Annotated in this window: 21 protein-coding genes and 1 pseudogene; 12 read left to right on the top strand and 10 right to left on the bottom strand. The window is 49.3% G+C overall.

Features of this window, described 5'->3' with window-relative positions:
* Positions 1 to 174: 174 nt before the first annotated feature.
* Complete coding sequence (locus ACVB80_RS22660; RefSeq protein ID WP_481083565.1) at positions 175 to 321, bottom strand: hypothetical protein; 147 nt, start codon at positions 319 to 321, stop codon at positions 175 to 177.
* Between the two features lie 240 nt (positions 322 to 561).
* On the opposite strand from ACVB80_RS22660, the gene ACVB80_RS22655 reads away from it, so the two are divergent.
* The 7 genes and pseudogenes from ACVB80_RS22655 (at position 562) to ACVB80_RS22625 (ending at position 4,109) form a co-directional block, all read left to right on the top strand.
* The gene (locus tag ACVB80_RS22655; RefSeq protein WP_481083564.1) at positions 562 to 723 is read left to right on the top strand and encodes a hypothetical protein; all 162 of its coding nucleotides are present in this window, start codon (positions 562 to 564) and stop codon (positions 721 to 723) included.
* A gap of 34 nt (positions 724 to 757) precedes the next feature.
* Positions 758 to 1,192: a hypothetical protein gene (locus tag ACVB80_RS22650; protein ID WP_481083563.1), complete on the top strand. Its 435-nt coding sequence runs from the start codon at positions 758 to 760 to the stop codon at positions 1,190 to 1,192.
* 160 nt (positions 1,193 to 1,352) lie between these two features.
* Positions 1,353 to 1,763, top strand: a complete 411-nt coding sequence (locus ACVB80_RS22645; protein ID WP_481083562.1) for a nuclear transport factor 2 family protein — start codon at positions 1,353 to 1,355, stop codon at positions 1,761 to 1,763.
* A gap of 79 nt (positions 1,764 to 1,842) precedes the next feature.
* Positions 1,843 to 2,373 (top strand): annotated as a pseudogene (locus tag ACVB80_RS22640) (GNAT family N-acetyltransferase); the annotation flags it as partial.
* On the top strand, positions 2,347 to 2,874 hold the full coding sequence (locus ACVB80_RS22635; protein ID WP_481083576.1) for a GNAT family N-acetyltransferase: 528 nt from the start codon (positions 2,347 to 2,349) through the stop codon (positions 2,872 to 2,874). The pseudogene ACVB80_RS22640 and the gene ACVB80_RS22635, both read left to right, overlap by 27 nt.
* Positions 2,867 to 3,424: a GNAT family N-acetyltransferase gene (locus ACVB80_RS22630; protein WP_481083561.1), complete on the top strand. Its 558-nt coding sequence runs from the start codon at positions 2,867 to 2,869 to the stop codon at positions 3,422 to 3,424. Before ACVB80_RS22635 ends, ACVB80_RS22630 begins: the two co-directional genes overlap by 8 nt.
* A 115-nt stretch (positions 3,425 to 3,539) precedes the next feature.
* On the top strand, positions 3,540 to 4,109 hold the full coding sequence (locus tag ACVB80_RS22625; RefSeq protein WP_481083560.1) for a pyridoxamine 5'-phosphate oxidase family protein: 570 nt from the start codon (positions 3,540 to 3,542) through the stop codon (positions 4,107 to 4,109).
* A 56-nt stretch (positions 4,110 to 4,165) separates the two neighbouring features.
* On the opposite strand, the gene ACVB80_RS22620 is transcribed toward ACVB80_RS22625, so the two are convergent.
* Positions 4,166 to 4,927: a TetR/AcrR family transcriptional regulator gene (locus tag ACVB80_RS22620; RefSeq protein ID WP_481083559.1), complete on the bottom strand. Its 762-nt coding sequence runs from the start codon at positions 4,925 to 4,927 to the stop codon at positions 4,166 to 4,168.
* 154 nt (positions 4,928 to 5,081) lie between these two features.
* Between ACVB80_RS22620 and ACVB80_RS22615 the strand changes: the two genes are divergently transcribed.
* Genes ACVB80_RS22615 through ACVB80_RS22605 form a run of 3 tightly spaced genes read left to right on the top strand, consistent with a single transcriptional unit; the run spans position 5,082 to position 10,275 of the window.
* Positions 5,082 to 6,161: an efflux RND transporter periplasmic adaptor subunit gene (locus ACVB80_RS22615; protein ID WP_481083558.1), complete on the top strand. Its 1,080-nt coding sequence runs from the start codon at positions 5,082 to 5,084 to the stop codon at positions 6,159 to 6,161.
* Complete coding sequence (locus ACVB80_RS22610) at positions 6,161 to 7,228, top strand: efflux RND transporter periplasmic adaptor subunit (protein WP_481083557.1); 1,068 nt, start codon at positions 6,161 to 6,163, stop codon at positions 7,226 to 7,228. The genes ACVB80_RS22615 and ACVB80_RS22610 overlap by 1 nt, the downstream gene beginning before the upstream one ends.
* Positions 7,225 to 10,275, top strand: a complete 3,051-nt coding sequence (locus ACVB80_RS22605) for an efflux RND transporter permease subunit (protein ID WP_481083556.1) — start codon at positions 7,225 to 7,227, stop codon at positions 10,273 to 10,275. The genes ACVB80_RS22610 and ACVB80_RS22605 overlap by 4 nt, the downstream gene beginning before the upstream one ends.
* Positions 10,276 to 10,361: 86 nt before the next feature.
* Here ACVB80_RS22605 and pulA read toward each other — a convergent pair whose 3' ends face one another.
* Together pulA and ACVB80_RS22595 are read right to left on the bottom strand one after the other, a co-directional pair.
* On the bottom strand, positions 10,362 to 13,976 hold the full coding sequence (pulA, locus tag ACVB80_RS22600; RefSeq protein ID WP_481083575.1) for a pullulanase-type alpha-1,6-glucosidase: 3,615 nt from the start codon (positions 13,974 to 13,976) through the stop codon (positions 10,362 to 10,364).
* 746 nt (positions 13,977 to 14,722) lie between these two features.
* A complete protein-coding gene (locus tag ACVB80_RS22595; protein WP_481083555.1) occupies positions 14,723 to 16,174 on the bottom strand; it encodes a diguanylate cyclase in 1,452 nt (483 codons plus the stop codon).
* An 842-nt stretch (positions 16,175 to 17,016) separates the two neighbouring features.
* On the opposite strand from ACVB80_RS22595, the gene ACVB80_RS22590 reads away from it, so the two are divergent.
* Both ACVB80_RS22590 and ACVB80_RS22585 read left to right on the top strand, forming a co-directional pair.
* Positions 17,017 to 17,892, top strand: a complete 876-nt coding sequence (locus tag ACVB80_RS22590) for a hypothetical protein (RefSeq protein ID WP_481083554.1) — start codon at positions 17,017 to 17,019, stop codon at positions 17,890 to 17,892.
* A 129-nt stretch (positions 17,893 to 18,021) separates the two neighbouring features.
* A complete protein-coding gene (locus ACVB80_RS22585) occupies positions 18,022 to 18,822 on the top strand; it encodes an HNH endonuclease (RefSeq protein ID WP_481083553.1) in 801 nt (266 codons plus the stop codon).
* Between the two features lie 41 nt (positions 18,823 to 18,863).
* Here ACVB80_RS22585 and ACVB80_RS22580 read toward each other — a convergent pair whose 3' ends face one another.
* From ACVB80_RS22580 to ACVB80_RS22555, 6 genes are all read right to left on the bottom strand, one after another.
* The gene (locus tag ACVB80_RS22580) at positions 18,864 to 20,072 is read right to left on the bottom strand and encodes a site-specific integrase (protein WP_481083552.1); all 1,209 of its coding nucleotides are present in this window, start codon (positions 20,070 to 20,072) and stop codon (positions 18,864 to 18,866) included.
* Between the two features lies 1 nt (position 20,073).
* Positions 20,074 to 20,283: a hypothetical protein gene (locus tag ACVB80_RS22575; RefSeq protein WP_481083551.1), complete on the bottom strand. Its 210-nt coding sequence runs from the start codon at positions 20,281 to 20,283 to the stop codon at positions 20,074 to 20,076.
* A 135-nt stretch (positions 20,284 to 20,418) separates the two neighbouring features.
* Entirely contained in the window at positions 20,419 to 20,802 is a 384-nt protein-coding gene (locus tag ACVB80_RS22570; RefSeq protein WP_481083550.1) for a hypothetical protein, read from the bottom strand.
* Between the two features lie 9 nt (positions 20,803 to 20,811).
* Entirely contained in the window at positions 20,812 to 21,042 is a 231-nt protein-coding gene (locus tag ACVB80_RS22565) for a hypothetical protein (RefSeq protein WP_481083549.1), read from the bottom strand.
* 154 nt (positions 21,043 to 21,196) lie between these two features.
* Positions 21,197 to 21,478 carry a hypothetical protein gene (locus tag ACVB80_RS22560; protein ID WP_481083548.1) on the bottom strand — a complete coding sequence of 94 codons (282 nt, stop codon included), beginning with the start codon at positions 21,476 to 21,478 and terminating at the stop codon, positions 21,197 to 21,199.
* Between the two features lie 101 nt (positions 21,479 to 21,579).
* On the bottom strand, positions 21,580 to 21,774 hold the full coding sequence (locus ACVB80_RS22555) for a hypothetical protein (RefSeq protein ID WP_481083547.1): 195 nt from the start codon (positions 21,772 to 21,774) through the stop codon (positions 21,580 to 21,582).
* Between the last annotated feature and the right edge of the window lie 2 nt (positions 21,775 to 21,776).

The following is a 21,776-nucleotide window of genomic DNA, read 5'->3' as shown; positions in this document are numbered from 1 at the left end:
TAAGTAAGGTTCTGAGTTGTGGCACGTGTAGTTTGCTACTCAGGGGCGAAAGATTTGTATCAGACTGAACTACAGGGAAGACGCTCATGTCAGGGTATAAAAAAAGCGTGCTCAGAGAGCACGCTTTGTGTCAGGGTTACATCGATAACTAACCGGAAAATAAGAAAAAAAGGTTTACTGGTCCGTCGTCTCTGTTCCCAGCAGGAACATGGCTTCTCCTGCGGTAGCCCCTGCTGAAATAGTAATGCCTGCCAGCAGTAAAACACTGGTGTATTTTGCGGAGATTATCGCTAATCCGACTGTATTAATAAGCTTTTCCATGTTGCACCTCATATTTATCAATCTGTCGTCATTGTAGGTCCTCAGCTGGTGCCGAATTGCGATCAATGACACGAAAAAAAAGGTGTTTACAACGGATGTTGTAAAAAAGCCCTGAATCCGCAAGTTTACAAAAGATAACACTTTGTTACCGGCGTTCATCCGGTGGGTTGCAGGTGTTTCCTGCTGGCCAAATTTCAGTAATGCTGATACAAAAGAGAGCATGGAAAAAAGGAGTTATCTATGAGCAAATGTGGACAATGCCGCCAGTTCACCCGAACGCCTCAAAACCGTAAAGATCTTTGCGGGGCGTGGGAGCAGCCAACCACGGCAGACCGGGTCGCGTGTGAGTTTTTCCTGCCGAAAAAGCCGCCACGAAGTGACAGTCAGTCAACAGAGAACTAATCAGCACTCTTTTAATTACAGCAGCGGACCGAATATGAACGAGAAACAGCAGATTTACCTGCAACTCTTTGTGCGAGAGCAGCCCGGCGGGAGCCTGGCGGAGCGTGGCCAGCCGGAAATCAGCCTGACTGAAAGCGGGGAATATCAGCATTGGCTGCAAACGAGGCGCGATCTCACTCTGGATGATGTTATCGCCGGGCATTGGATCAAGTCCTGCAGTGGCGGTTACATCACGGAAGTGAGTTTCGAGCCGGATGGTACCCTGCGGGAGTACCGGCTGTTTGACCGCTTTCCAACTTCAGGTGTATGGCGTCTGGAAGATGGCCTGCTGAAAGCAAAAATTCATAAAGGCGACAACACCTATTACTTTGCCGTGGTGGGCAACCAGGGCGTGAATGTTCATTCGGCGGTTGAATACAAAAATGATGAGCTGCATGCGTATCTCAAACTGGCGCAGGTGCGTCCGTGATACCTGGCTGATTCAGATAAGGGCTGAGCCGGCAGTAACGCACCACAGTTCTGAAACTATTCTCAGTGTTAGCTTGTGATATAGCCTCCAGTTATGCTATCCATTGTATAGAGAGTAAAAAAAAACAGAGAAGTAATCTCAGTCAGATAAGAGGAAAACAATGGAAGTTTTGATTGAGCAGGAAGTTGCCTTGCATCATTTCGAAGTTCGCCAGAATCTGGAACTGGTGACGCGTTTACTCAGTCCTGACTTTATGGAAGTCGGGCAGTCGGGAACGACTTTTGACTTTAAAACCATTCGAAAACTGATGCAGTACGAGCAGGCGGACGACAGTAAAATTCACTCTCAGGATTATGACTGTACCAGGCTGTCCGCACGGGTATATCTGCTGACCTATAAAACCGCCAGTTTTAATGGAGAGAGGCGGTACTCACATTATGCCAAGCGCTGTTCGATCTGGGTTCAAAATGGTAATCAGTGGCAACTGCAATACCATCAGGGAACGCCCTGTGAGCCGTTTGAACTTTCGATTAACCGTTCCAATTATCTTGCCGAGCAACTGAGAGCATAGGGCGTTTGCTACGGGCGGTATTAAGCCGGAACGACAGCCTCTCACTGGAGAGGCTGTTTTCATATTCTGCAGTAAGTCAATGATTGAATATAAAAACGTACAACTAAGAAAGGCCCGGGAAGATGAGCTGGATACGCTCTACCGGCTGGAAACCGAAAACAGTGAGTGGACCCGTTTCAACGGGCCGTATTTTCCATATACGGTACCAACGTATGAGGAGTTTCGTCAGCGTCATTTTTCCCGAATGCTGTCGGGGGATGATCTGCTGTTGATTATTTATGAAGGCAGGCCGGTTGGTACGGTCAGTTGCTACTGGGAGTGTGAGTCTACCCGGTGGCTTGAAGCCGGAGTGGTCATCTTTGACAAAAGCTGCTGGTCTCATGGTATCGGCTCCAAAGCACTGGTGGCGTGGATTACGCATTTGTTTCAGACAAAAGAGATAGCCAGAGTGGGGCTGACCACCTGGTCCGGTAATCCGCGTATGATGGCCTGTGCGAAAAAGCTGGGCATGCAGCAGGAAGCCAGGCTTCGCAGGGTACGTTTTTACCAGGGTGAGTACTATGACTCGGTGAAATATGGCGTATTGCGGGAAGAGTGGTTTACCCGCTATCCGCAGGGTGAGGCTGCAACGGTAAGCCTTGAGGAAGTCTCCCCTCAGGTATTGCCCGAAGAGTTGCTTTTGGAAGCAGACCCTTCCCCTGAATGCATTCGTGGTTATCTGCAGGGATCGCGCTGTTTTGCGGTTACTGAGCAGGACACAGTGATAGCAGGCTGTGTGATAAAAGAGACCGGGCCAGGTGTGGCAGAGCTGTTCAATATCGCCGTGCGGCCGGATAAGCAGAAGTATGGGTTTGGCAGTAAACTGCTTAAGTTTGTTCTTGCAGAGCTGGCAGACTCAGGGATCCGGCGGGTTGAGCTGGGGACCGGAACCTTTGGCTATCAGCTGAGCTTTTACCAGCGCCACGGTTTTCGGGCAGAAGGCGTCAGAAAAGACTTTTTCGTGGAAAACTATGCCGCTCCGGTTTTTGAAGGCGGGATCCGGCACAGGGATATGCTGCGGCTTGCGGTGGACCTTGAACAAGTAATCAAACAGGGAGATGTTAATGCTTGAGTCAAAAAGAGTAAGACTTCGTCAGTGGCGGCCTGAAGACCATGCGCCTTATGCTGCGCTGAATGCAGACAGCGAAGTAATGCGCTTTTTCCCGTCAGTGTTGTCCCGGGAAGAGAGCGATGCACAGGCCAGCTTAATTCAACGTCAGATCGAGGAAAGAGGTTGGGGCTTCTGGGCTGCTGAGCATAAAGAGACCGGCGAGTTCATGGGGTTTGTTGGTTTGCATTCCAAACCGGCGGGAAGCGGTATACCACAGGCTCCGCTGGTGGAAGTGGGCTGGCGGCTGGCACGAAAGTTCTGGGGCCAGGGGCTGGCGCCGGAAGCGGCAGAGCTGGCGTTGAGATTTGCATTTGAACAGCTGAAACAGGAGAAAGTCTTTGCCTTTACCGCATTGCCGAATCATCCCTCACGGCGGGTAATGGAAAAGCTGGGTATGACAGATCAGAAGCAGGATTTTGACCACCCTTTGATCCCGGATGAGAGTCCGCTTAAGCGTCACTGTCTGTATGGCATTTCGCGTGAAAAATGGCAGCAAAAAAATGCTTGTTAGGCTATGTTTTATAAGAAGAACTATCAATTAGTATGGCCGATTTTGCCACTACTGCTTATCCGGGTTGAGCTAGTATAGGGAAGGATAACGGGTGGCTTGGGATAGGGAGGGCAGGATGTCCAGGCAGTATGATTCGCTGTCACCGCAGCATATTGATTTTATCGCTCAGCAGAAACTGTTTTTTGTCGGAACGGCTGCAGAGCAGGGGACCGTCAATATCTCACCAAAAGGCGGGGATTGTTTTCGTGTCCTTAATGAACACCAGGTCGCCTGGCTTAACTGGACCGGAAGCGGGAATGAAACCGCAGCACATGTACTGAAATCACCGCGCATGACGCTGATGTTTTGTGCTCTTGATGGGGAGCCCATGATCCTTCGCCTGTATGGCGTTGCCACTCCAATCCACCGCGGTGACTGGCAGTGGAAGCAGATGATTGAGCTGTTTCCGGAAAATGCTTCGGCGCGGCAGATCTTTGTGCTGGATGTACAGATGGTCCAGGTGTCCTGCGGTATAACGGTCCCCCGTTTTGAGTATCAGGGAGAGAGGCTGGAACAGGACGAACTTTGGCAACAGCGGGGAGAGGAAGAACTGAAGCAGTACTGGCTCAGCCGTAATCAAACCAGTATTGATGGTTTTGCCACAGAGATAGGCCAGCGCAGCGGCGTTGAAGAAAAAGATGCGTAACTAATGGTACAAAAAGACAAAGCCCTCAGTTTGAGGGCTTTGTTGTATATCATGTGTCATCCCGCGGGAGGGAAGTGCTCTTCAAACGCACACGGGAGATCATGCTCCCGGTTAAAGCAGGGAACATCGTACACCAGATCGATAACCTGCTCTGTTTTCAGCCTGTCTTTGTCTTCGACTCTCAGTTTTTGTGCCATCATGTTGTCGAACATGTTCCACTGGCACAGCAACCCTTCTTTTGCCGTCAGCACTTTATCCCGGCCCCACGCCTGACACAGGAAAGGCTTCAGGCTTGTCGCACTGTGGGCAAACATGATCATCAGCCACTTCATCTCTTCAATGTTGGCCGGTGTATCCGGGTGTGCTTCATTGTGCTCATCGGCAATATCGAACACCATTTGCTCAATATCACCCGCCTTGGAGATAAAGTAGTCAAACAATGCGCCTTCGTGGCGTACTGCATCGGCAATAAGCTGGATTGGCTGAGGGTAGCTGAGCATAAATGCCAGCAGCCGTACTGTCAGCAGGTAGAGTTTGACGTTAGCACCAGTACTATCGGGCATATTTTGCAGGATATGCCGGATATACCGTTGCATGTAGTCGTGCAGGCCATCGCTGATGGCGTACCAGATCTTTTCTTTACTGCCAAAGTGATGACGGATCAGGCTGTGTGAGACGCCCGCCCGCTCGCTGATGCTGCGCAGAGATACCCGCTCAAATCCCTGTTCACAGAACATTTCGGTTGCAACAACCAGGATCAGCTGTTTGGTTTCTTCTGCCTGCTGGGCGCTGCGACGCCCCTGTTTTCTTTCTGACATTGCTTCACTTTAATTAATCGCTCGCGCCATTTTTAACAAATTTGGCACCAAACGTCATATAAATTTATTGTCCACATGGAAAATATATGTTGATCCTCTCAGATTTCAACTTATACTGCACGCATGTGCAATATAAAGTTTTCAGGAGAGAAGGATGCGTAACAGCGATTTGAGGTGGAGGAGAGCGGCAACTGTCGTTGCGATTTCGCTGGCAGCCATGACCGGGCTGACAGGATGCAATCAGGCCAAATCTGAAGTGACGTCCAGTATCATTACACCTGTGAAATTGGTGACAGTACCGGCGGTTTCCGGGCAGGCGACAGATAATTTCCTGGCACGAATTGATGCGACAGAGCGCGCTCAGCTGGCATTTCAGGTTGGTGGTGAGCTGATTTCAGAGACAAAGCGTATGGGCGAAAGCGTGCAAAAAGGTGAGGTTATCGGCCAGATTGATCCGGTGGATTACCAGTTGGCGGCGGATGCCATGCAGGCCCGTTTTGAATTGGCCAGTACCCAGTATTCCCGTGATAAACAGTTGTTTGCCAAGAATCTTATCAGTGCAGATGCCTTTGAACAGAGTCAGACCCGTTATCAGGCGGCCAAAGCCGAGCTTGAAAAAGCCCGCACTGATCTGAGCCATACCCGGCTGACAGCGCCGTTTGATGGCATCGTTTCTCAGACTTTTGCCAAACAATATCAGCTGGTTGGGAGTAATCAGGTGGTGCTGAACCTTATTAACAATACCAACATGGATGTGGCATTTTCTATGCCGGTGGATTACGTCCGTAAAACCGGAGTGGAAGCCCTGAAAGGTAAGCAGTTCTGGGTACGGATGGATAATCATCGCAGCGCCGTTATTCCAGCGCGCTTTAAAGAGATCTCTACTCAGCCAGATACCGATACCAACAGCTATCAGGCGTCGGTAACCATTTTGCGTCCGGAAAGCGTGAACCTGCTGGCGGGTATGACAGGTCAGGTACTGGTTGAGGGTGAAAACAGAACGCGGCCATTTTCCCTGCCGGAATCTGCCTGGGTAACCCGGGATGAAAGCCTGGGGCAGGTGTGGCGCTACGACGCGCATACCGGGCAGGTCGATCTGGTGGAAGTGGATCTGAACGAGCAGGGGGATGTTATCGGTGGCGTCAGTCAGGGGGATATGATTGTTTCTGCCGGGGTACATAACCTGGTGGAAGGTCAGGTAGTGAAAGCCTGGCAGCGTGAAGGGGGCATCTGATGAAAAAGGCATTATCCGTAACGGCGGTTGCCGTTGCACTGTTACTTCAGGGTTGCAGCATGGATCAGACACAGCAGGAAGCAAAGCCGCTGATGTCGGTTTCTACCTTCGAGGTTGCTCCGCCACACGAGAGTCAGTTCCGTTACTTTAACGGTTTGGTGGTACCTGCAGACCAGACGCCTCTGGCATTTCGTCTTGCGGGCGAGGTGGTCTGGCTCAATGCTAAAGAGGGCCAGAAAGTAGCAGAAGGCGATCTGCTTGCCACTCTGGATGATCGCAAGATCCGTCAGCAGCTCAGTGATGCTTCAGCTCAGTATAAGCTGGCGAAAAATCAGCTTAAGCGGGCAAAAGAGTTGTATGGCCGGGGCATGGTGTCACAGGCTGAGTTTGATGAGCTGAATGCGAACCTGAAACTGGCCAAGGCTCAGTATCAGAATCAGAGCAAACAGCTGGAGTATACCCAGTTGCGGGCGCCTTTTGATGGCGTGATTGCATCGGTTTCTGTAGAGAAATTTGAATCGGCAGCCGCCGGCAATCCGGTGATTTCGTTGTACCGTGATGACAAGGTATACGTTCAGATCCAGCTGTCAGATACGGTACTGGCGATGCTCAATCCGGATGACCGTGAGCGGGTATATCGCCCGGATGTCACCTTTACCGGTTACTCACAGAGCTGGCAGATGCGCTACCTGGAGCACACCAGTGAGCCGGCGGCACAATCCAAATCCTATGAAATGTGGCTGGAAATGGATCAGGTGACGCCGTCTATCTTGCCGGGCACACCCGCGACGGTAGAGGTGGATATGGCCGCGGCAGGTCTTGGTGTGGAGAGCGGCTACCGTCTGCCAATGACGGCGCTTGAGGCGGGCAGTGTCGATGGCCAGTTCTATGTATGGAAATGGCAGGATGGCAGGGTAAACCGCAGCCCGGTACTGGTCGATATGGTGACTGGCGATGGTGCGCTGGTCAGTCGCGGGGTAAGCGAGGGCGACGTGCTGGTAACAAGCAGTCTGCGAAAGCTGCGTGAGGGACAAGAAGTGAACAATGCCGGGAGCCGTGCACAATGACCATTGCAGAGTATTCAATCAAACATAAAGTCATCAGCTGGATGTTCATCATCATTCTTGCTGCTGGTGGCATCAGCGCCTTTAATAGTCTGGGGCGGCTGGAAGATCCGGCGTTTACCATCAAAGACGCCATGGTGATTTCTACCTATCCGGGAGCCACCTCTGAAGAAGTGGAAGAGGAGCTGACTTATCCGCTGGAAAAAGAGATCCGTAAGCTGCCGTATGTGAAGAACATAACGTCCACCTCTTCTGAAGGTATGTCTCAGATCATGGTGAGCATGAAGATGGACTACGGCCCGGACGAGCTCCCGCAAATCTGGGATGAGATGCGCAGGAAAATCAACGATCTTCGGCCAACGCTGCCTCAGGGCGTTCAGTCAGTGCAGGTGATCGACGATTTTGGTGACGTGTACGGCGTAATGCTGATGCTGACCGGTGACGGCTATGACTACACCGAGCTTAAGCGTTATGCCGATCAGCTGCGCCGTGAGCTGGAGCTGGTCGATGGCGTGGGCAAAGTGTCGATTGCCGGTGATCAGCAGGAACAGTTGTTCGTTGAGATTTCGCTGGAGAAGTCAAACGCGCTGAATCTGGATATCAACACCATTGTGGGGCTGCTCAATCAGCAAAACAGTGTGAACCCATCGGGTGAGGTGATGATCAACGGTGAAAGTCTGACGATTCGTCCGGCTGGTACCATGTCTTCGGTTGAAGAGCTGGAGAACCTGATTATCCATGGCCGCGATACTGGTCAGCTGATTCGTCTCAAAGATGTGGCGACGGTTACCCGTGGTGTGCAGGAAAAGCCGTCGAATGTGATCACCTACAACGGCAAACCGGCGATTAACCTCGCGATTTCATTCTCTGCCGGTGTCAACGTGGTTGAAGTGGGTCACCGTATTGATGCAGAGCTGGCCGCTCTGGAAAGCATTAAGCCGGCAGGACTGGATATTCAGTATTTCTATAACCAGGCGCACGAAGTAGACAGTTCGGTACAGGATTTTGTGGTGAGCCTTGGCCAGGCGGTAGCGATTGTTATCGTGGTTCTGCTGTTTGCCATGGGGCTGCGCAGCGGACTGATTATCGGCGCAGTACTGCTGCTGACGGTATTTGGCACTTTCATACTGATGCAGTGGAGTGAAGTTGAGCTGCACCGTATTTCACTTGGTGCACTGATCATCGCTCTGGGTATGCTGGTGGACAACGCCATCGTAGTGGTCGAGGGGATTTTGGTCGGGATCAGGCGGGGCAGAACCCGGACAGAAGCGGCTAAAGATATTGTCACCCAGACCCAGTGGCCGCTGCTCGGAGCGACGGTGATTGCTATTACCGCGTTTGCACCGATTGGCCTGTCTCAGGATGCGACCGGTGAGTTTATGGGTTCGCTTTTCTGGGTATTGTGTTTCTCGCTGTTCTTAAGCTGGATCACCGCGCTGACGATCACCCCGTTCCTGGCCGAACTGCTGCTGAAAGACGCGCCGGATTCAGGCGAAGATCAGGACCCGTATAAAGGCGCGCTGTTTACGTTCTTCCGCTGGATTTTAGAGTTGGCGATGAAGTTGCGCTGGGTAACGGTTGCTGCCATGGTGGCGCTGCTGGTGGGTGCGGTACTGGCCTTTGGTATGGTTAAGCAGCAGTTTTTCCCGCCGTCCAATACGCCGATGTTTTATGTTGATATGTGGATGCCGGAAGGTACTGATATCCGCAAAACCCATCAGCAGGCGATGGAAGTGGAGCAGTACATCCGCACTCTGGACAACGTTGAGTTTGTCACCACTTCGACGGGTCAGGGCCTGCAGCGTTTTGCACTGACTTACGCGCCGGAGAAAAGTTATGAGGCTTACACCCAGTTGCAGGTGAGAACAACCAGCCGGGAGAAGATGTTTGAGCTGCTCGATGAGCTCGATGCGTCGCTGGACAGCCGCTTTGTGGTGCCAACCTTCCAGTTCCGTTTGATGGAGTTTGGTCCGTCACCGGCCTCGAAGATTGAAGCGCGCATTACCGGACCTGACCCGCAGATACTGCGCGATATAGCCGGTCAGGTGGAAGATGTGCTGAGTCAGGACCCGGGAGCGCGCAATACTCGTCATAACTGGCGCGAGCGTACCAAAGAGCTGGTGCCGGTATTTAATGAGTCCAAAGCCCGCCGGCTGGGTATCTCCAGGCAGGAGCTATCGAATACCCTGCAGACCGCCTTTGGCGGCAGCGTGATGGGCGTGTTCCGCGATGGTACACAGATGTTGCCGATTGTGGCCCGTCTGCCGGAGCAGGAGCGGGTGGACTTTAAATCGGTTGAAAACGTTAAGATATGGAGTCCGGCGCTGCAGAGTTATGTACCAATCGATCAGGTGATCGACAGTACGGAGCTGGCATGGAGTGAGCCGCTGATTCAGCGCCGTGACCGCAAGCGTACCCTGACGGTGCTGGCCGACCATGACGTGCTGAGCGAAGACACCGCAGCCAGCCTGTTCAGCCGCATCCGTGCAGATGTGGAGTCCATCCCGCTGCCGGACGGTTACAGCCTGAGCTGGGGAGGAGAATACGAGTCATCCAAAGAGGCAAATGATGCGCTGTTTAAATCTTTGCCGATGGGGTATCTGCTGATGTTTATCATCACTGTCTTTTTGTTTGACTCGTTCCGCAAACCACTGGTGATCTGGTTCACCGTGCCACTGTCGATAATCGGCGTCTCGGTGGGGCTGCTGGCAGGCAATATGCCGTTCAGCTTTACCGCGTTCCTGGGCCTGCTGAGCCTGAGCGGTATGATCCTGAAAAACGGTATTGTGCTGATGGATCAGATAAACACTGAGCTGGCATCAGGCAAGGAGCCTTATCAGGCCATCGTGGACAGCGCAATCAGCCGGGTACGTCCTGTGAGTATGGCGGCCCTGACGACGATTTTGGGGATGATCCCACTGGTATTTGACGCCTTCTTTGGCTCAATGGCGGTGACTATTATGGCGGGCCTGGGTTTTGCCACGGTGCTGACTCTGGTGGTGGTGCCGGTGATGTTTGCGATAATGTTCAGGATACGGCCGGCCAGCTAACTGCAAAAAAAAGAAAGGAGAAGCCAATGGCTTCTCCTTTTTTACATCAGGCTTATCTTATTGCCTGGTTACACTCAGTGCCGGAACTACTTTGCTGCTTTGGTCACAGAGACCGTTGCTTTATCGACATCGTTGCTCTGCTCGTGAATAGCGTTCAGAGTGAAGGTGTAGCTGCCTTCTTCTGTGACAGCAAGCTTACAGTTACCCTCAGTGCCAAGAGCAAGCGAGTCTTTGTCAACGGTCACGTTATCACAACCGAAGTTCGGGTTAGACCAGCCAGACTCAGCAAACTTAAAGCCGTAATTGCCTGCTTTCAGAGTCGCGGTCAGGGTGTAGATGCCATTACCAACAAACTTCATCGCCCAGTCGTCACCAGTGCCCCAGCTGTTCATATCGCCACGAACGTAGACGGTAGTGTCAGCGTAAGGAGGTACTTTGGAGATATCCTTGTTTGAGCTGTCAACAGGCAGACCAGCGCCCTGTGCACCTGACTGAGGCTGAACAAATACCGCAGTGGTCAGAGCCGGCACGCTGAAGTTGCCATTTTCAAATGCAGACTGTTTAACAATGCTGTCCTGAGAGGCTTTCAGTACAGGGTGCAGTTCAAACCCGGTTGCGCCATTAATGTTAAATGACTGAGCTTTAGAGGTAGAGTTGATCATAACCACAATTGCATTGTAATTAGGATCCAGGTCTTTACCCGCAGATACACCGTCATCGATACTCATCACGATAAGACCCTGAGTCTGCTCTTTACCCACATTGCGGAAGTCAACCCGGTTCATTACTTCCTGAGCAGTGTCCAGACGGAACAGCTCGCTCGAGCTGCGGATCTTCAGCAGTTCCAGGAACTGTGCCTTGGTCAGGGCAATGTCTTCAGCCGCTGGTTTGGCTGTGCTGTCACCAACGATGGTTTTGATCAGATCCCAGTTCGCGCCATCCTTGTCTTCACGTGGCAGACCAACGTTCCAGTTGTTGTCCGAGCCGTCAAAGCGTACGCGGTTGTACCAGTCACCAGAATCGTACGAGTCACGCTGCATGGACTTGGAACGAAGCAGTTCTGAGCCCATGTGGATAAACGGAATACCCTGACCCATCATGACTGTCGACAGAGAGACAGTTTGCATTCGCGCCCGCTCAGCAGCACTGGTGCCGGTAGCGATCTTGTAGGCGTTGTTATCCCACAGGGTCTGGTTGTCGTGCTTGGACACGTAGCTGATGTTTTCTGACGGGAACTTGGTGTAACCGGCTGGTGCGCCATTGTAATCAATGCCTTTACCGGTTTTTGTGTTGCCCTCGTAGTCAAGCATCACAAAGCTTGCCAGGTTACCAGCCATACCCAGACGAACGATGTCCTGGTTGTGCAGCATAGCGGCGGTGTACTTCGCGTCCTGGACGACTTCTTCGTTAACATATGCACCGTTACCAAAGCCCTGGTTAAACCGGAGCGGGTGTTTGTCTTCAGAGTTTTTGCCGCCGTCAAACGGGCTGCCGCCACGGACTGCGTCACGCAGACGGTCAGAGAACGTACCGATCTCAGTACTGGCCATATTGACCTGGATAGACTGCTCAAAACGGGCGTTCTTGGATACTTCACCAAAGTCCCAGCCTTCACCGTAGAACAGGGTGTCGTTATCAATGGTACGAACTTCTTTCAGCGCTTCAACCATCAGAGGTTTCGGCTGGTGGCCCATAAGGTCAAAGCGGAAGCCATCGACTTTGTACTCTTTGGCCCAGACTTTGAGCGAGTCAACCATCAGCTTGCCCATCATCTTGTTTTCTGTCGCGGTGTTATCACAACAGGTTGAGGTGGCTACGGCACCGGTGTTCGGGTCAAGACGGTGGTAATACCCTGGGACAATCTTATCCAGTACGGATTTATCGTTTACGCCTGACGCATTGGTGTGGTTGTATACCACGTCCATGACCAGCTTAAGACCCATATCGTGAGTGGATTTCACCATTTGGCGGAATTCCAGGATACGCTGGGTGCCATCAGGGTTGGTGGCGTAGCTGCCTTCCGGTACGTTGTAATGGAACGGGTCGTAACCCCAGTTGAAGCTGTCGAGCATGCGCAGGTCGTTCATCAGCGCCTGTGCGTCACCGGTTTCCGGATTGTAGCTCTGAAGAACCTGCTCAATGGTGCTGGCTTTGTTTTCAGTGCTACAGACTTTTGCATCCGCCTTTTGTGCACACAAATCGCCGATGGTATCGGTAATGTTGACCTGTTTAGCGCTGTCTTCGTCTACCGTGGCAATGTCAAATGCAGGCAGAATGTGCAGAGTTGTCAGGCCGGCATCTTTCAGTTCCTGAAGATGTTTAACAGACTCACGATCTTTCTCGGTCAGTGCAATGTATTTGCCGTTGTTTGCGCTGTTGCCAGATGTGTCACTAAAGCTGAAATCACGAATATGGGACTCGTAGAGAACATGGTCTTCATCTTTGGTGAAAGTCGGGCTGTCAGTGGTCGCCCAGCCTTCCGGCATCAGGGCAGGATCACTCATATCCACAACCTGAGAAAAGAGCGAGTTTTGCGACAGGCTGAGAGAGTATGGGTCGGTTACTTCCCGGGTTTCGATTTTGCCGGTGGTCGGGTGATAAACTTTCACCTGATAACGGTAGAACTTGTTTACTGCGCTGCTTACAGCATCACTTGCCCAGATACCGGTTGTTGCATTTTCGGTCATGGTCAGTGTCTGTTCTACAGTCTTTTTATCATCGCTGTAAATCAGCAGTTTTACTTCCTGAGCCGTTGGCGCCCACAGCTTAAACGTCGCAGAAGAGCCTGTAACAATAGCACCAAGCTCAGCGCTGATTGCATTACCTGCATCTTTATCAACAAAGATGGAATCCAGTACACCTGGTTTCTGGATTTCTGTAGCGGCTGTCAGGTCACCTTTCGAGTTGAAAGTCGCAATCACAATTTGAGACTTAAGAATGGTTTTCAGCAGTTCGTCGCTGACAGTGATGGTCGCGCTGCCCAGACTGGAAAGGTGAGGGAAGCTGCCTTTCAGCTCATCAGACAGGCCGCTTCCTTTGGTTAGGTCAACAGTGGTGCCACCAGTGATACTCTTGGTTTTTTCATCAAACCCAATGCCGGCGGCTGAGTCGTAGTAGAGGACGATCTTGTCAGCACTGCCTGCGGATTCCCATGCGATAGTATCTGCGCTCAGCCAGTGGGCTTTTTGACCATTGATAGAGACCGGACGATCTCCGATAGGCTCATAGTACAGTTCGCTGCTGCCATGGAAACCAAATACGCCTTTGGAGCTGTCGAGTTTGGTCAGTTCAACTTTTGAGTTACCACCATAAGCTTTTTCATCACCTTTGTGCACGATGAAGTTCATACACTTGTGTGGGTCAGAAGCGTCAGGATTAACTTTAAGAACGAAGTAGGCGCCATAAGTATCGCTGATCCCGTCCCATTTGCGGGGAGATGACCATTGTGTTCCGGAATCGGCAATGTTCATCGCTTTCAGATCCGTACTGGTACAGCCTTCACCGTTCCATAAGTGCAGCCCCCAGCCGGAGTAATCACTGTCGGAAGACATGGCAGCAACATCACTGTCGCGTTTGTAGTAAATAACGACTTCGTTTTCACCTGCCTTTTTCAGGCCGGAAATGCGGTCGGTATTAGCAGATGCTTCAGTTGTGTCGTTGCCACAACCGCTCAGTGCCGCTACTGATAAAAGCGGAACCATGGCCTTGGCCAAAAGGTTTAGATTAAAAGTTGTTTTGTTCACGTTTCACAATTCCATTGTTCTTAGTTGATATAAAGGTGATTTGAGTTCCCCCTCATAGGGTTATTACAGATGCTATTACATGCCCGTATGAGCAATGTGTGATGTTTTCCGGTTATGTTTTTTGTAATTAACAAATAAGAGTTTTGAGTGATATGTTTCACGCTAAGTCAACCTGAAAGTTGCGCTGAGTGAGAGGTGTGGCACAGACATTTCATAAATCTGCACGGGGGAGTAGAGGGCAGGGATGAGAGGCGAATATGAGAGCTCATCCTCCGAAATGTGATCGGTATGCATGAAAATCTGCCAGTTATTTTCCATGAAAAAATAAGTGTTGGGCAGACCGGTTGTTTTTGCAGTTCAAATGCCAAAAAGAGGAGAGCTTAGCCTGAGTTGTGCTGGTATTTACTTCCTGAAGGAGTATTTACTCATATCTGCTGGTCAGGGTTCATGTATGAAAATCCTGATAACGTACATTGCGCAGTTGGAACTAAATTATTTGTGAAAACAATGCACTGGATAGAGAGCTGGCACAGTATAACTGCTGCTGTTTTTATATACAGTAATTGCGGAATTCAGTAACACACAGGATTATGCTGCTGCCTGTCTCAAATGATACAGAGGAGTATGAGCATGTCGGGCATTAAACGTGGTGATGTAAATGACGAGTGGGCACATCAACAGAGTTCGCCTAGTCACAGAAACGCTCATAAAAGGCATTCGACCCGATTTTTATTCGCTGCTTTTGCTTTATATAAAGCATTGTCAGCTCTTTGCATTGCATCATCGACACATTCATCGGACGCTCTCAGTTCAGAAATCCCGATACTGACGGTGTAGTTAATTTCCGCTCTGTCATGGACAACGGTGGCGGCTTCAACTCTGGACCGGATGCGTTCCGCTACGTGCTTTCCTTTTTCAATAGGGGTATTGCGTAAAATAACAGCAAATTCCTCACCTCCTAGCCGACAGAAAATATCATTTTCCCGCAGGGAAGTTCGGCATACATCCGAGAAATGTCTCAGTACCTGATCGCCATGTTGGTGACTATATTGGTCATTAATTTTTTTGAAATTATCCAGATCCAGGATCATAACTGTCAGTGCATTATCATATCTTCTGCAGGCACTAAACTCACTGGAAATTCTCTCACCAAAGCCCCTGCGGTTTAGTGCGCCTGTGAGCGGATCGGTTATTGCAAGCATGCGGTTTAACTCTTCCAGCTCTTTATATTCAGTGATGTCCTGGATGAAACCTGTGATTTTGTCAGGCTCTCCATTATCTTTATAAAGGACTTTTCCACGGCAATCTATCCAACGGCATTCACCATCGGATGGTCGTTTAATTGGGTAACGAACATGGTGTTCGCTACCTGAGTCCAGACTTGATTTTAAAGAGTTCTGAAACACGGTGTGATAGTCTTCATGCATGATCCCACAGAGTGTTTCAGGACCGGCAGGAAGCTCTTCTGAAAGTCCAAAGATCTGGTAGATTTGCTCTGACCAATAAACATCTCCTCCCTGATATGGAAATTCCCAGTAACCTATTTTTGCGTAGGTCAGGGCATCCTGGAGTCGGGCTTCACTTTCTTCCAGTTGGGTGCGGACGTCTATTAGATGCTGGGCAGTCTCCGACAAAGAATCATAGGTAGATAAGGTAATGTCCAGCAGCGCCTTGCCTTCCCCGTTAACTACGTTTTCTGCTATACGCTGTGCGTCATTGAGGCTGGTTCCTGACTTGATATCGGTCACCATCGTTGCCAGATATAAGTCACCTTCTAACATGTGTGTGATCAACCAGTGACTCAGGTTATCCAGAGATTGCTCAACCCGGTTTTCCTTAGGAATGGCTGGAAAGTCGACTTTTAACTGTTTAATTTTTTTTAGAAGCTTTTTGTGCTCATCAGCGTGCTTAAGTAAAAGTTCATCGCCAGGTAAGCAGGTACGCCATACCTGTTCTTCATTTTTAAAATGAGATTCTGTGTAGCGGGTAAGCTCATCAAATGCGCTGTCGATTTCTGACATATCAGACTGCGAAACGACGTAGTTTGCAAGAGCGTCCAGAAGATAAACAAGCTGCTTATGCTCTTTGTCTATTTCCTCTACCCCCATGGAGTAACGTTCATTCCATTTGAAGAATTCTATTGCATTTTCAGTCATTTACTACCACCAGGTCTCTAGCGTTACTACATCTCAGGCGGAATGAAGCCACCATTTTCAGGGCGCGCTTCTGTTTTATCCGGTAACTCACAATCTCATCAGAAACAGGGTAGGTTCGTGAGAAAAGAGAAACAGGCATTATAGCAGTCCATTCATTTATAAATTCAGTACTGCAAGCAGCTTTGTCTGAATGAGCACTGATGAGTCCATGTCAGCTTATCGCCAGGGGGGCTTTCGGTGAAGTGAAAGTGACAGTGCTTCCCTGTGAGCATGAGAGTACATGCCATATCAACAGAGACGCCCACCGAACAAAGATGGTAGTCACGAACGCACTTAAAACCAATAAATACAAAAGGTTACAGTGCGGAATTGGCCTTGTTTTTCGAAGAGAAAAAGGAAATTAGGCAAAATTCAGGCCTTATAAATCAATGGGTTACAAATCTGAAACTACTGTATTTTACCCTCGAAGTGAGCGTGAGGCACTATCCCTAAACTGCATTTATATCGGCTTAGAGTAACTAAGCCATTTCTGGCCTGCTTGGGGTGTTGGGTGCTCGTCCAGGCTATACACGACATGAACGTTTACTCCGTGTTGGTTGTAAATCGTCTACTGTTCATAGCTATAGTCGTTTCAAATCTCTCTGTCATTCGGCGGCTCCAAGGTACTGTCTGCAGAGCCTGATGTGCAACTTGTACAACATTGAGTTATATCACTGTTTTTTATCATTAATGTCGATAGTATCACCGCCATATACAAATAGCTGACGGTGACAACGTGGGAGAGATCTGCGGTGTTGTGCTGTAGACAAGGCGTTAAGATTATTATGACCATGGAGTGTATTTTGAGTAATTATAGTAAAGTTAATGAATTTGACAAAAACAACAAGCATAGAATAAATGGATTGTTAAAATTAAAAGGGAAGGCTCTTCACTATGATTCCAATCTTTCTCAGAATCTAATCAAAAAAGAACCTTGTTGTTATAAAAGTTTCTTTTATCACATGTCGAATGTGATGGACACTTCCTTAGTGTTTTTCATTAATGATGAAATTACAGCATGCTTGAGTGAAAGAGGCCCAATCCATGAACTTTTGGGTGAAGTTGAAGTTGATTATGGTCAAGATGATTATGTTGAATTGGCTAAATGTGAATTGCCTTTAATATTTCGAGAGCGTGTTGACTTCTTAATCGGCTCGCAGTTTTTAGATTTTTCCGTTAATACATTTTCAGCTTTTGAAATGTGGATGGAACGTATCTATGAAAAGTTAATAACGTTAAAGCCATCTAGTAATTCAAAAAGGAAAAGGTTAGTTAATTATATATCTAGATATAACAAGCCTGATGAAGATAAAGATGACATTATAGATAAAATAATGAGAAACTGTAGCTCTTATGTTTCTGGTGGTGAAAAGATAAACTATGTTTTGGCCGAAGCAAAAGAAAATGGATACAGTCGCAATTTAGAACGTGATAAAGAAATAATTAAACTTTATCAAAGGATGAGAAATACGGTTCATAATGCAGGTATTAATAAGTCAAATGATTCAATTTATTTTGAAATTAAAGGTATTAAAGTTTCAATGCCTGCTAATGCACCTGTGCATACTGAAGACCATAACTCCCATATGTTTTTGTGTGAGGAGCTTATAGAGATATATCTACATGTATTTAAATCATTAAGTCATTTAGATGATGATTGCTTCATTGATATTCAGTGAAAATACTTTTAACAATGCAACCAAGGTGATGCGTTACACTCGGCGGTTTTGGTATGGAGTTCGGTGTGCTTGGTTGGTTCAGTGGGGCACTCCTTATTGCAGGCGTTATGTTTATGAGGATGTATCAATATGACAATTAACCAAGTAGAGCGAGCCTATAAAGCTTGGCCTATATTGGCTCAAAGAGCTAAAGATCGTAAAACGATCACATACAAAGAGTTAGGTGATGCTATAGGCGTCCATCATCGAGCCATAAGGTTCGTCTTAGGTGTAATACAAGACTATTGCTTGGCAGAAGAAATACCGCCTTTAACTATTCTGATAATTAACTCTACAGGAAAGCCTGGAGATGGATTTATTGCATATGACTTAAGAAATTTTGGAGATGGCCTAGAAGAGGTATATGACTTTAAGTGGGAAAAACATGGCAACCCATTTGGTTTTTCTCTAGAAGGGCTCTCTTATCCAAATATTATTAAATCATTGGTTGATAACCCTGACTCGTCAGAGGAAATTTACAGTAAAGTAAAATCCCGTGGTATCAAGCAAATGTTATTTAGACAAGCTCTACTCAAAGCGTATTCTCATCAATGTGCGTTTACAGGACTTTCATTTGTGCAAGGGCTCGAAGCCGCCCATATAATACCTTGGAAGCATGCAACAGACGCACAAAGAATGGATGTGCGCAATGGTATTCTGTTAAATAGCTTTCATCATCGTCTATTTGATGCTGGCCTTATAACACTATCCAGCGAATATAAAATTCGCTATCACGATCCAAATGGCAGCGACGGCGATTATTCCAAATTTGATCGCTTAATGTCAACCAAGCTGCATGGAAAAACTATCAATCTTCCACACAAGATTAAAAATAGACCTTTAAGTGAATTTATAGCTGTCCATAACCGTTTACACGAGTGGGGAGAATAAATATAACAAACGATCATGGCACCACCCCACGGTGCCATCTCCTAATACCGAACCCCCACAGCCGGCACCTCATGCCACTCAACATCATGCTTGTCCGTATAAATCCGGGTCGATTGTTCACTGGCGTGGGCCATGCGTTGGCGGGGGTTGATGCCCATTTCATCGATCAGCCTGGCTGATAGCCTGCGGATTTCATGGAATGTGGGGCGCAGTTCTTTATCTACATCATCGAACAGGCCGAGGGCGTCGCGCACTTTGGCGAACTCGTGGCTGATGTTCTTGGATTGAACCTGGTAACGATGATCGCAGTCCTTCGCGATTTTTCCTCGTCGTACCGGTGCGCGGTGGACGATGTAAGGGCAGTGCAGCTTGTCTGTTCGGGACAGGTCCACAACGTCTTTAATTTCCTGAGTTACCGGTATGGCCACATAAGACGTCTTCGCTTTCTGGGCCTTGGCGCGGTGTATGTATAACGAGCCGTAGATGGTTACGCCGTCTTTCTGAGTTGGCTCTTTCAGCCACACAATCCCGCAGGTGTTTGGCTTGGGTGCCCGAATCCGGTATTTGATTCGGTACAGTTCTTTCACCGCGTGAGTGGACTGCAGTGAAAGACGCATAGCAACTTTGAGGAAGAGTGGGGCAGCGGCCTCTATCGCCCGGAACGCTTCCAGGCTTAAATCCATACGTTTTTTCCTGGCGTCTTCCTGGTTGAGGCGCTTTGGCTTCTTGTTCTTGATGAAGTTCTGAGTGACGGCCGATTCATCAGCCAGGTAATCGAAGATCTTCCTGAGCCTGCCCAGCTTTTTATTGAACACCGCTTTTGACTTCTCGCCGTAATACGTGTTCATAAAGTCGTTGATGTGTACGAGAGTCAGAGATTTGGTGAGCTTGTGGCCAAGGAACTCATCCAGCCGGCGAACGTCGCTTTGCAGCTCTTCCAGGATCCGCACGGAAAGCTGCTCTTCATCTTTAATTCGTTTCAATACCAGTGGCAGCCACTCACGGAGCGGCTTGTTGAACTTATCTCTGCGCCTGGCAAAAGCGTTTGCGAGCTGATGTTCTTCCGGCCGGTGCTCTGCGTTGTAGGCCACCGCCGCTGTGATTATCTCATCACGGGTGTATTTGTCTGGCATCACAATGCGGGTGCCATCAATCAGCGTGAAGCGGTAACGCTCCACGCCGTTTCGTGATTCAACATACAGATGCTTTGGCAGGCCAAGGCGCGAGCCAGATCTCTTTCTTCCTGTCATACTAACTTTCCATCAAAGACAACAGTTCCCGAACATTCTCGCTGACGTGTGGATCAGAACCATCGTCCGGAACGCATACCAGCCAGCGCCCGGTTGGTAACTGGCGGCCTTGCAGAATGCCTCTCTTAATCCAGTTACGGATAGACTGAGCGGTGTAGTTAGTATGGGGTAAAAACTCCTGCTTATACTGACTGACAGTAATCTCTCTCATTGTGCAGTCCTCTTTGTTGGTTTCGGCCGCTGGTCAGGCGGCCATGGATGGAATGAAGCGGAGCTCACTCCTTTCTTCCAAACGCCAAATAAAGTAAATAAAACACCCCACACGCGATGGAGTACGTGGCAACACTCAGCATTGTTTTGTCTCCTTGGTTGGGTCGTAGATCCTTACCCGTTGGGTGGTGTGGAAGCAGTTTGCATCGCCGTTGAACAGGCCGCCTTCGCGGAGGCGGGCGCAGCCTTCCGGGAGTGGTTCGCCGCACATTTTGCAGGTGCCCAGGTCCTCTTTGATGGTTGGGATCTCTGCGTGAACGCGGTGGACTAAGGCGGATATCGCTTCATCGTGCGAGTAGGGTTCGCCGGGGTAGGCGAAGAACTTGCAGATTTCTTCCAGCTTTTTCAGTTCCACATCGGCGAAAACAACGGGGAAGGTAGTCAGGCCCTGTTCTTTTCGGCGGTCCCGCAGCGCTTGGGCGCGCTTGCGGTTCTGCTCTTTAACTTTGTCGCTAGCCATGGCTGCACCTTACTTTTTCTTCTTAGATTTCTTGCTTGGTGCAAGCAGCTGGCGGGCGCGGGCCAGGCACTCATCGAAGACTTTACCGCGGGCGAAGCGAGCGTTCGTCCGGTAGAAGGTGATGCCGTGTTCAACGGCGCGGTTTATCTCGAACGAGTTGAAGCCATCCGCAGCAAGTTTTGCTTCCATATGTTTGGCGATGAAAGCTTCCTTGCTGTTGTTAAAAGTCATCGTACTCATTGCACACTCCTGATCTGTTTTGGGTGAAACCCGGCAATCAGGTATACGGTTGTCAGGTTGGTCAGGCCTGTATATACTTGATTGCGAGGCTGAAAAGTCTCATTGCACAAAGAACGCCCCTGTTGGTTTGGTCACCGATGGGGGTTTTCTCTTTTTAGTGAACTCCTTCCTTAGCCAATGCTCTCTCCAACTCCGGTCTAAGCGCCTGCGCAGCATCATCAGCATCGAGCGCGGCCGATGATGTTTCATCGGTGACGATCAGCGAGAAGGTGTCGAAGAACGCGGTGATTTTTGCCTGGGCGTCTTCGATGCTGCCGTGTAGCGGATCGTCTTTGGTTAGCGAACTTTTTACGTTATCCAGCGATTCCATCCAGCTTTCATAGCCCTGGATGCTGTTCATCAGTTCGGTTACTTCTGCCAGCTTGAGTGTTTTCATATCTAAAGCCTCATTACACAAAGTTCTCAGTAGATGGCGCCGGCCATCGTGGTGTTTAGTTTGTCGCCCAGTTGGTCAGAAAGGGCGAGGGTGTGAGTAAATCAAAGACCGGAGAACTCGAATCTTTGGGATTTCTTAGCGTCCGCTAACACTGCTTTTGCAAGACGCACCTGGCTGGCTTTTGCTATATCTCCGCCGGGTGCTCTTTCTGGGTTCTCGATAACATCAAGCAGTTCCTGCATCACTATTGCCAGAGTTCGACCCTCTAACGGGATGTATGGCATTGGTTCCAACATAC

The organism is Vibrio sp. 9-16B-A1 (assembly GCF_056726165.1).
Note: the sequence above shows the minus strand (reverse complement) of the source record. Positions and strands in the feature narration are given on the sequence as shown.

Excerpts from the sequence above, each read along its gene's own strand:
- ACVB80_RS22585 (WP_481083553.1), top strand. The coding sequence starts at position 18,022 with ATGACAATTAACCAAGTAGAGCGAGCCTATAAAGCTTGGCCTATATTG.
- ACVB80_RS22570 (WP_481083550.1), bottom strand. The coding sequence starts at position 20,802 with ATGGCTAGCGACAAAGTTAAAGAGCAGAACCGCAAGCGCGCCCAAGCG.
- pulA (WP_481083575.1), bottom strand. The coding sequence starts at position 13,976 with ATGGTTCCGCTTTTATCAGTAGCGGCACTGAGCGGTTGTGGCAACGAC.
- ACVB80_RS22560 (WP_481083548.1), bottom strand. The coding sequence starts at position 21,478 with ATGAAAACACTCAAGCTGGCAGAAGTAACCGAACTGATGAACAGCATC.
- ACVB80_RS22555 (WP_481083547.1), bottom strand. The coding sequence starts at position 21,774 with ATGTTGGAACCAATGCCATACATCCCGTTAGAGGGTCGAACTCTGGCA.
- ACVB80_RS22595 (WP_481083555.1), bottom strand. The coding sequence starts at position 16,174 with ATGACTGAAAATGCAATAGAATTCTTCAAATGGAATGAACGTTACTCC.
- ACVB80_RS22565 (WP_481083549.1), bottom strand. The coding sequence starts at position 21,042 with ATGAGTACGATGACTTTTAACAACAGCAAGGAAGCTTTCATCGCCAAA.
- ACVB80_RS22625 (WP_481083560.1), top strand. The coding sequence starts at position 3,540 with ATGTCCAGGCAGTATGATTCGCTGTCACCGCAGCATATTGATTTTATC.
- ACVB80_RS22575 (WP_481083551.1), bottom strand. The coding sequence starts at position 20,283 with ATGAGAGAGATTACTGTCAGTCAGTATAAGCAGGAGTTTTTACCCCAT.
- ACVB80_RS22610 (WP_481083557.1), top strand. The coding sequence starts at position 6,161 with ATGAAAAAGGCATTATCCGTAACGGCGGTTGCCGTTGCACTGTTACTT.
- ACVB80_RS22605 (WP_481083556.1), top strand. The coding sequence starts at position 7,225 with ATGACCATTGCAGAGTATTCAATCAAACATAAAGTCATCAGCTGGATG.
- ACVB80_RS22645 (WP_481083562.1), top strand. The coding sequence starts at position 1,353 with ATGGAAGTTTTGATTGAGCAGGAAGTTGCCTTGCATCATTTCGAAGTT.
- ACVB80_RS22620 (WP_481083559.1), bottom strand. The coding sequence starts at position 4,927 with ATGTCAGAAAGAAAACAGGGGCGTCGCAGCGCCCAGCAGGCAGAAGAA.
- ACVB80_RS22615 (WP_481083558.1), top strand. The coding sequence starts at position 5,082 with ATGCGTAACAGCGATTTGAGGTGGAGGAGAGCGGCAACTGTCGTTGCG.
- ACVB80_RS22655 (WP_481083564.1), top strand. The coding sequence starts at position 562 with ATGAGCAAATGTGGACAATGCCGCCAGTTCACCCGAACGCCTCAAAAC.
- ACVB80_RS22650 (WP_481083563.1), top strand. The coding sequence starts at position 758 with ATGAACGAGAAACAGCAGATTTACCTGCAACTCTTTGTGCGAGAGCAG.
- ACVB80_RS22630 (WP_481083561.1), top strand. The coding sequence starts at position 2,867 with ATGCTTGAGTCAAAAAGAGTAAGACTTCGTCAGTGGCGGCCTGAAGAC.
- ACVB80_RS22580 (WP_481083552.1), bottom strand. The coding sequence starts at position 20,072 with ATGACAGGAAGAAAGAGATCTGGCTCGCGCCTTGGCCTGCCAAAGCAT.
- ACVB80_RS22660 (WP_481083565.1), bottom strand. The coding sequence starts at position 321 with ATGGAAAAGCTTATTAATACAGTCGGATTAGCGATAATCTCCGCAAAA.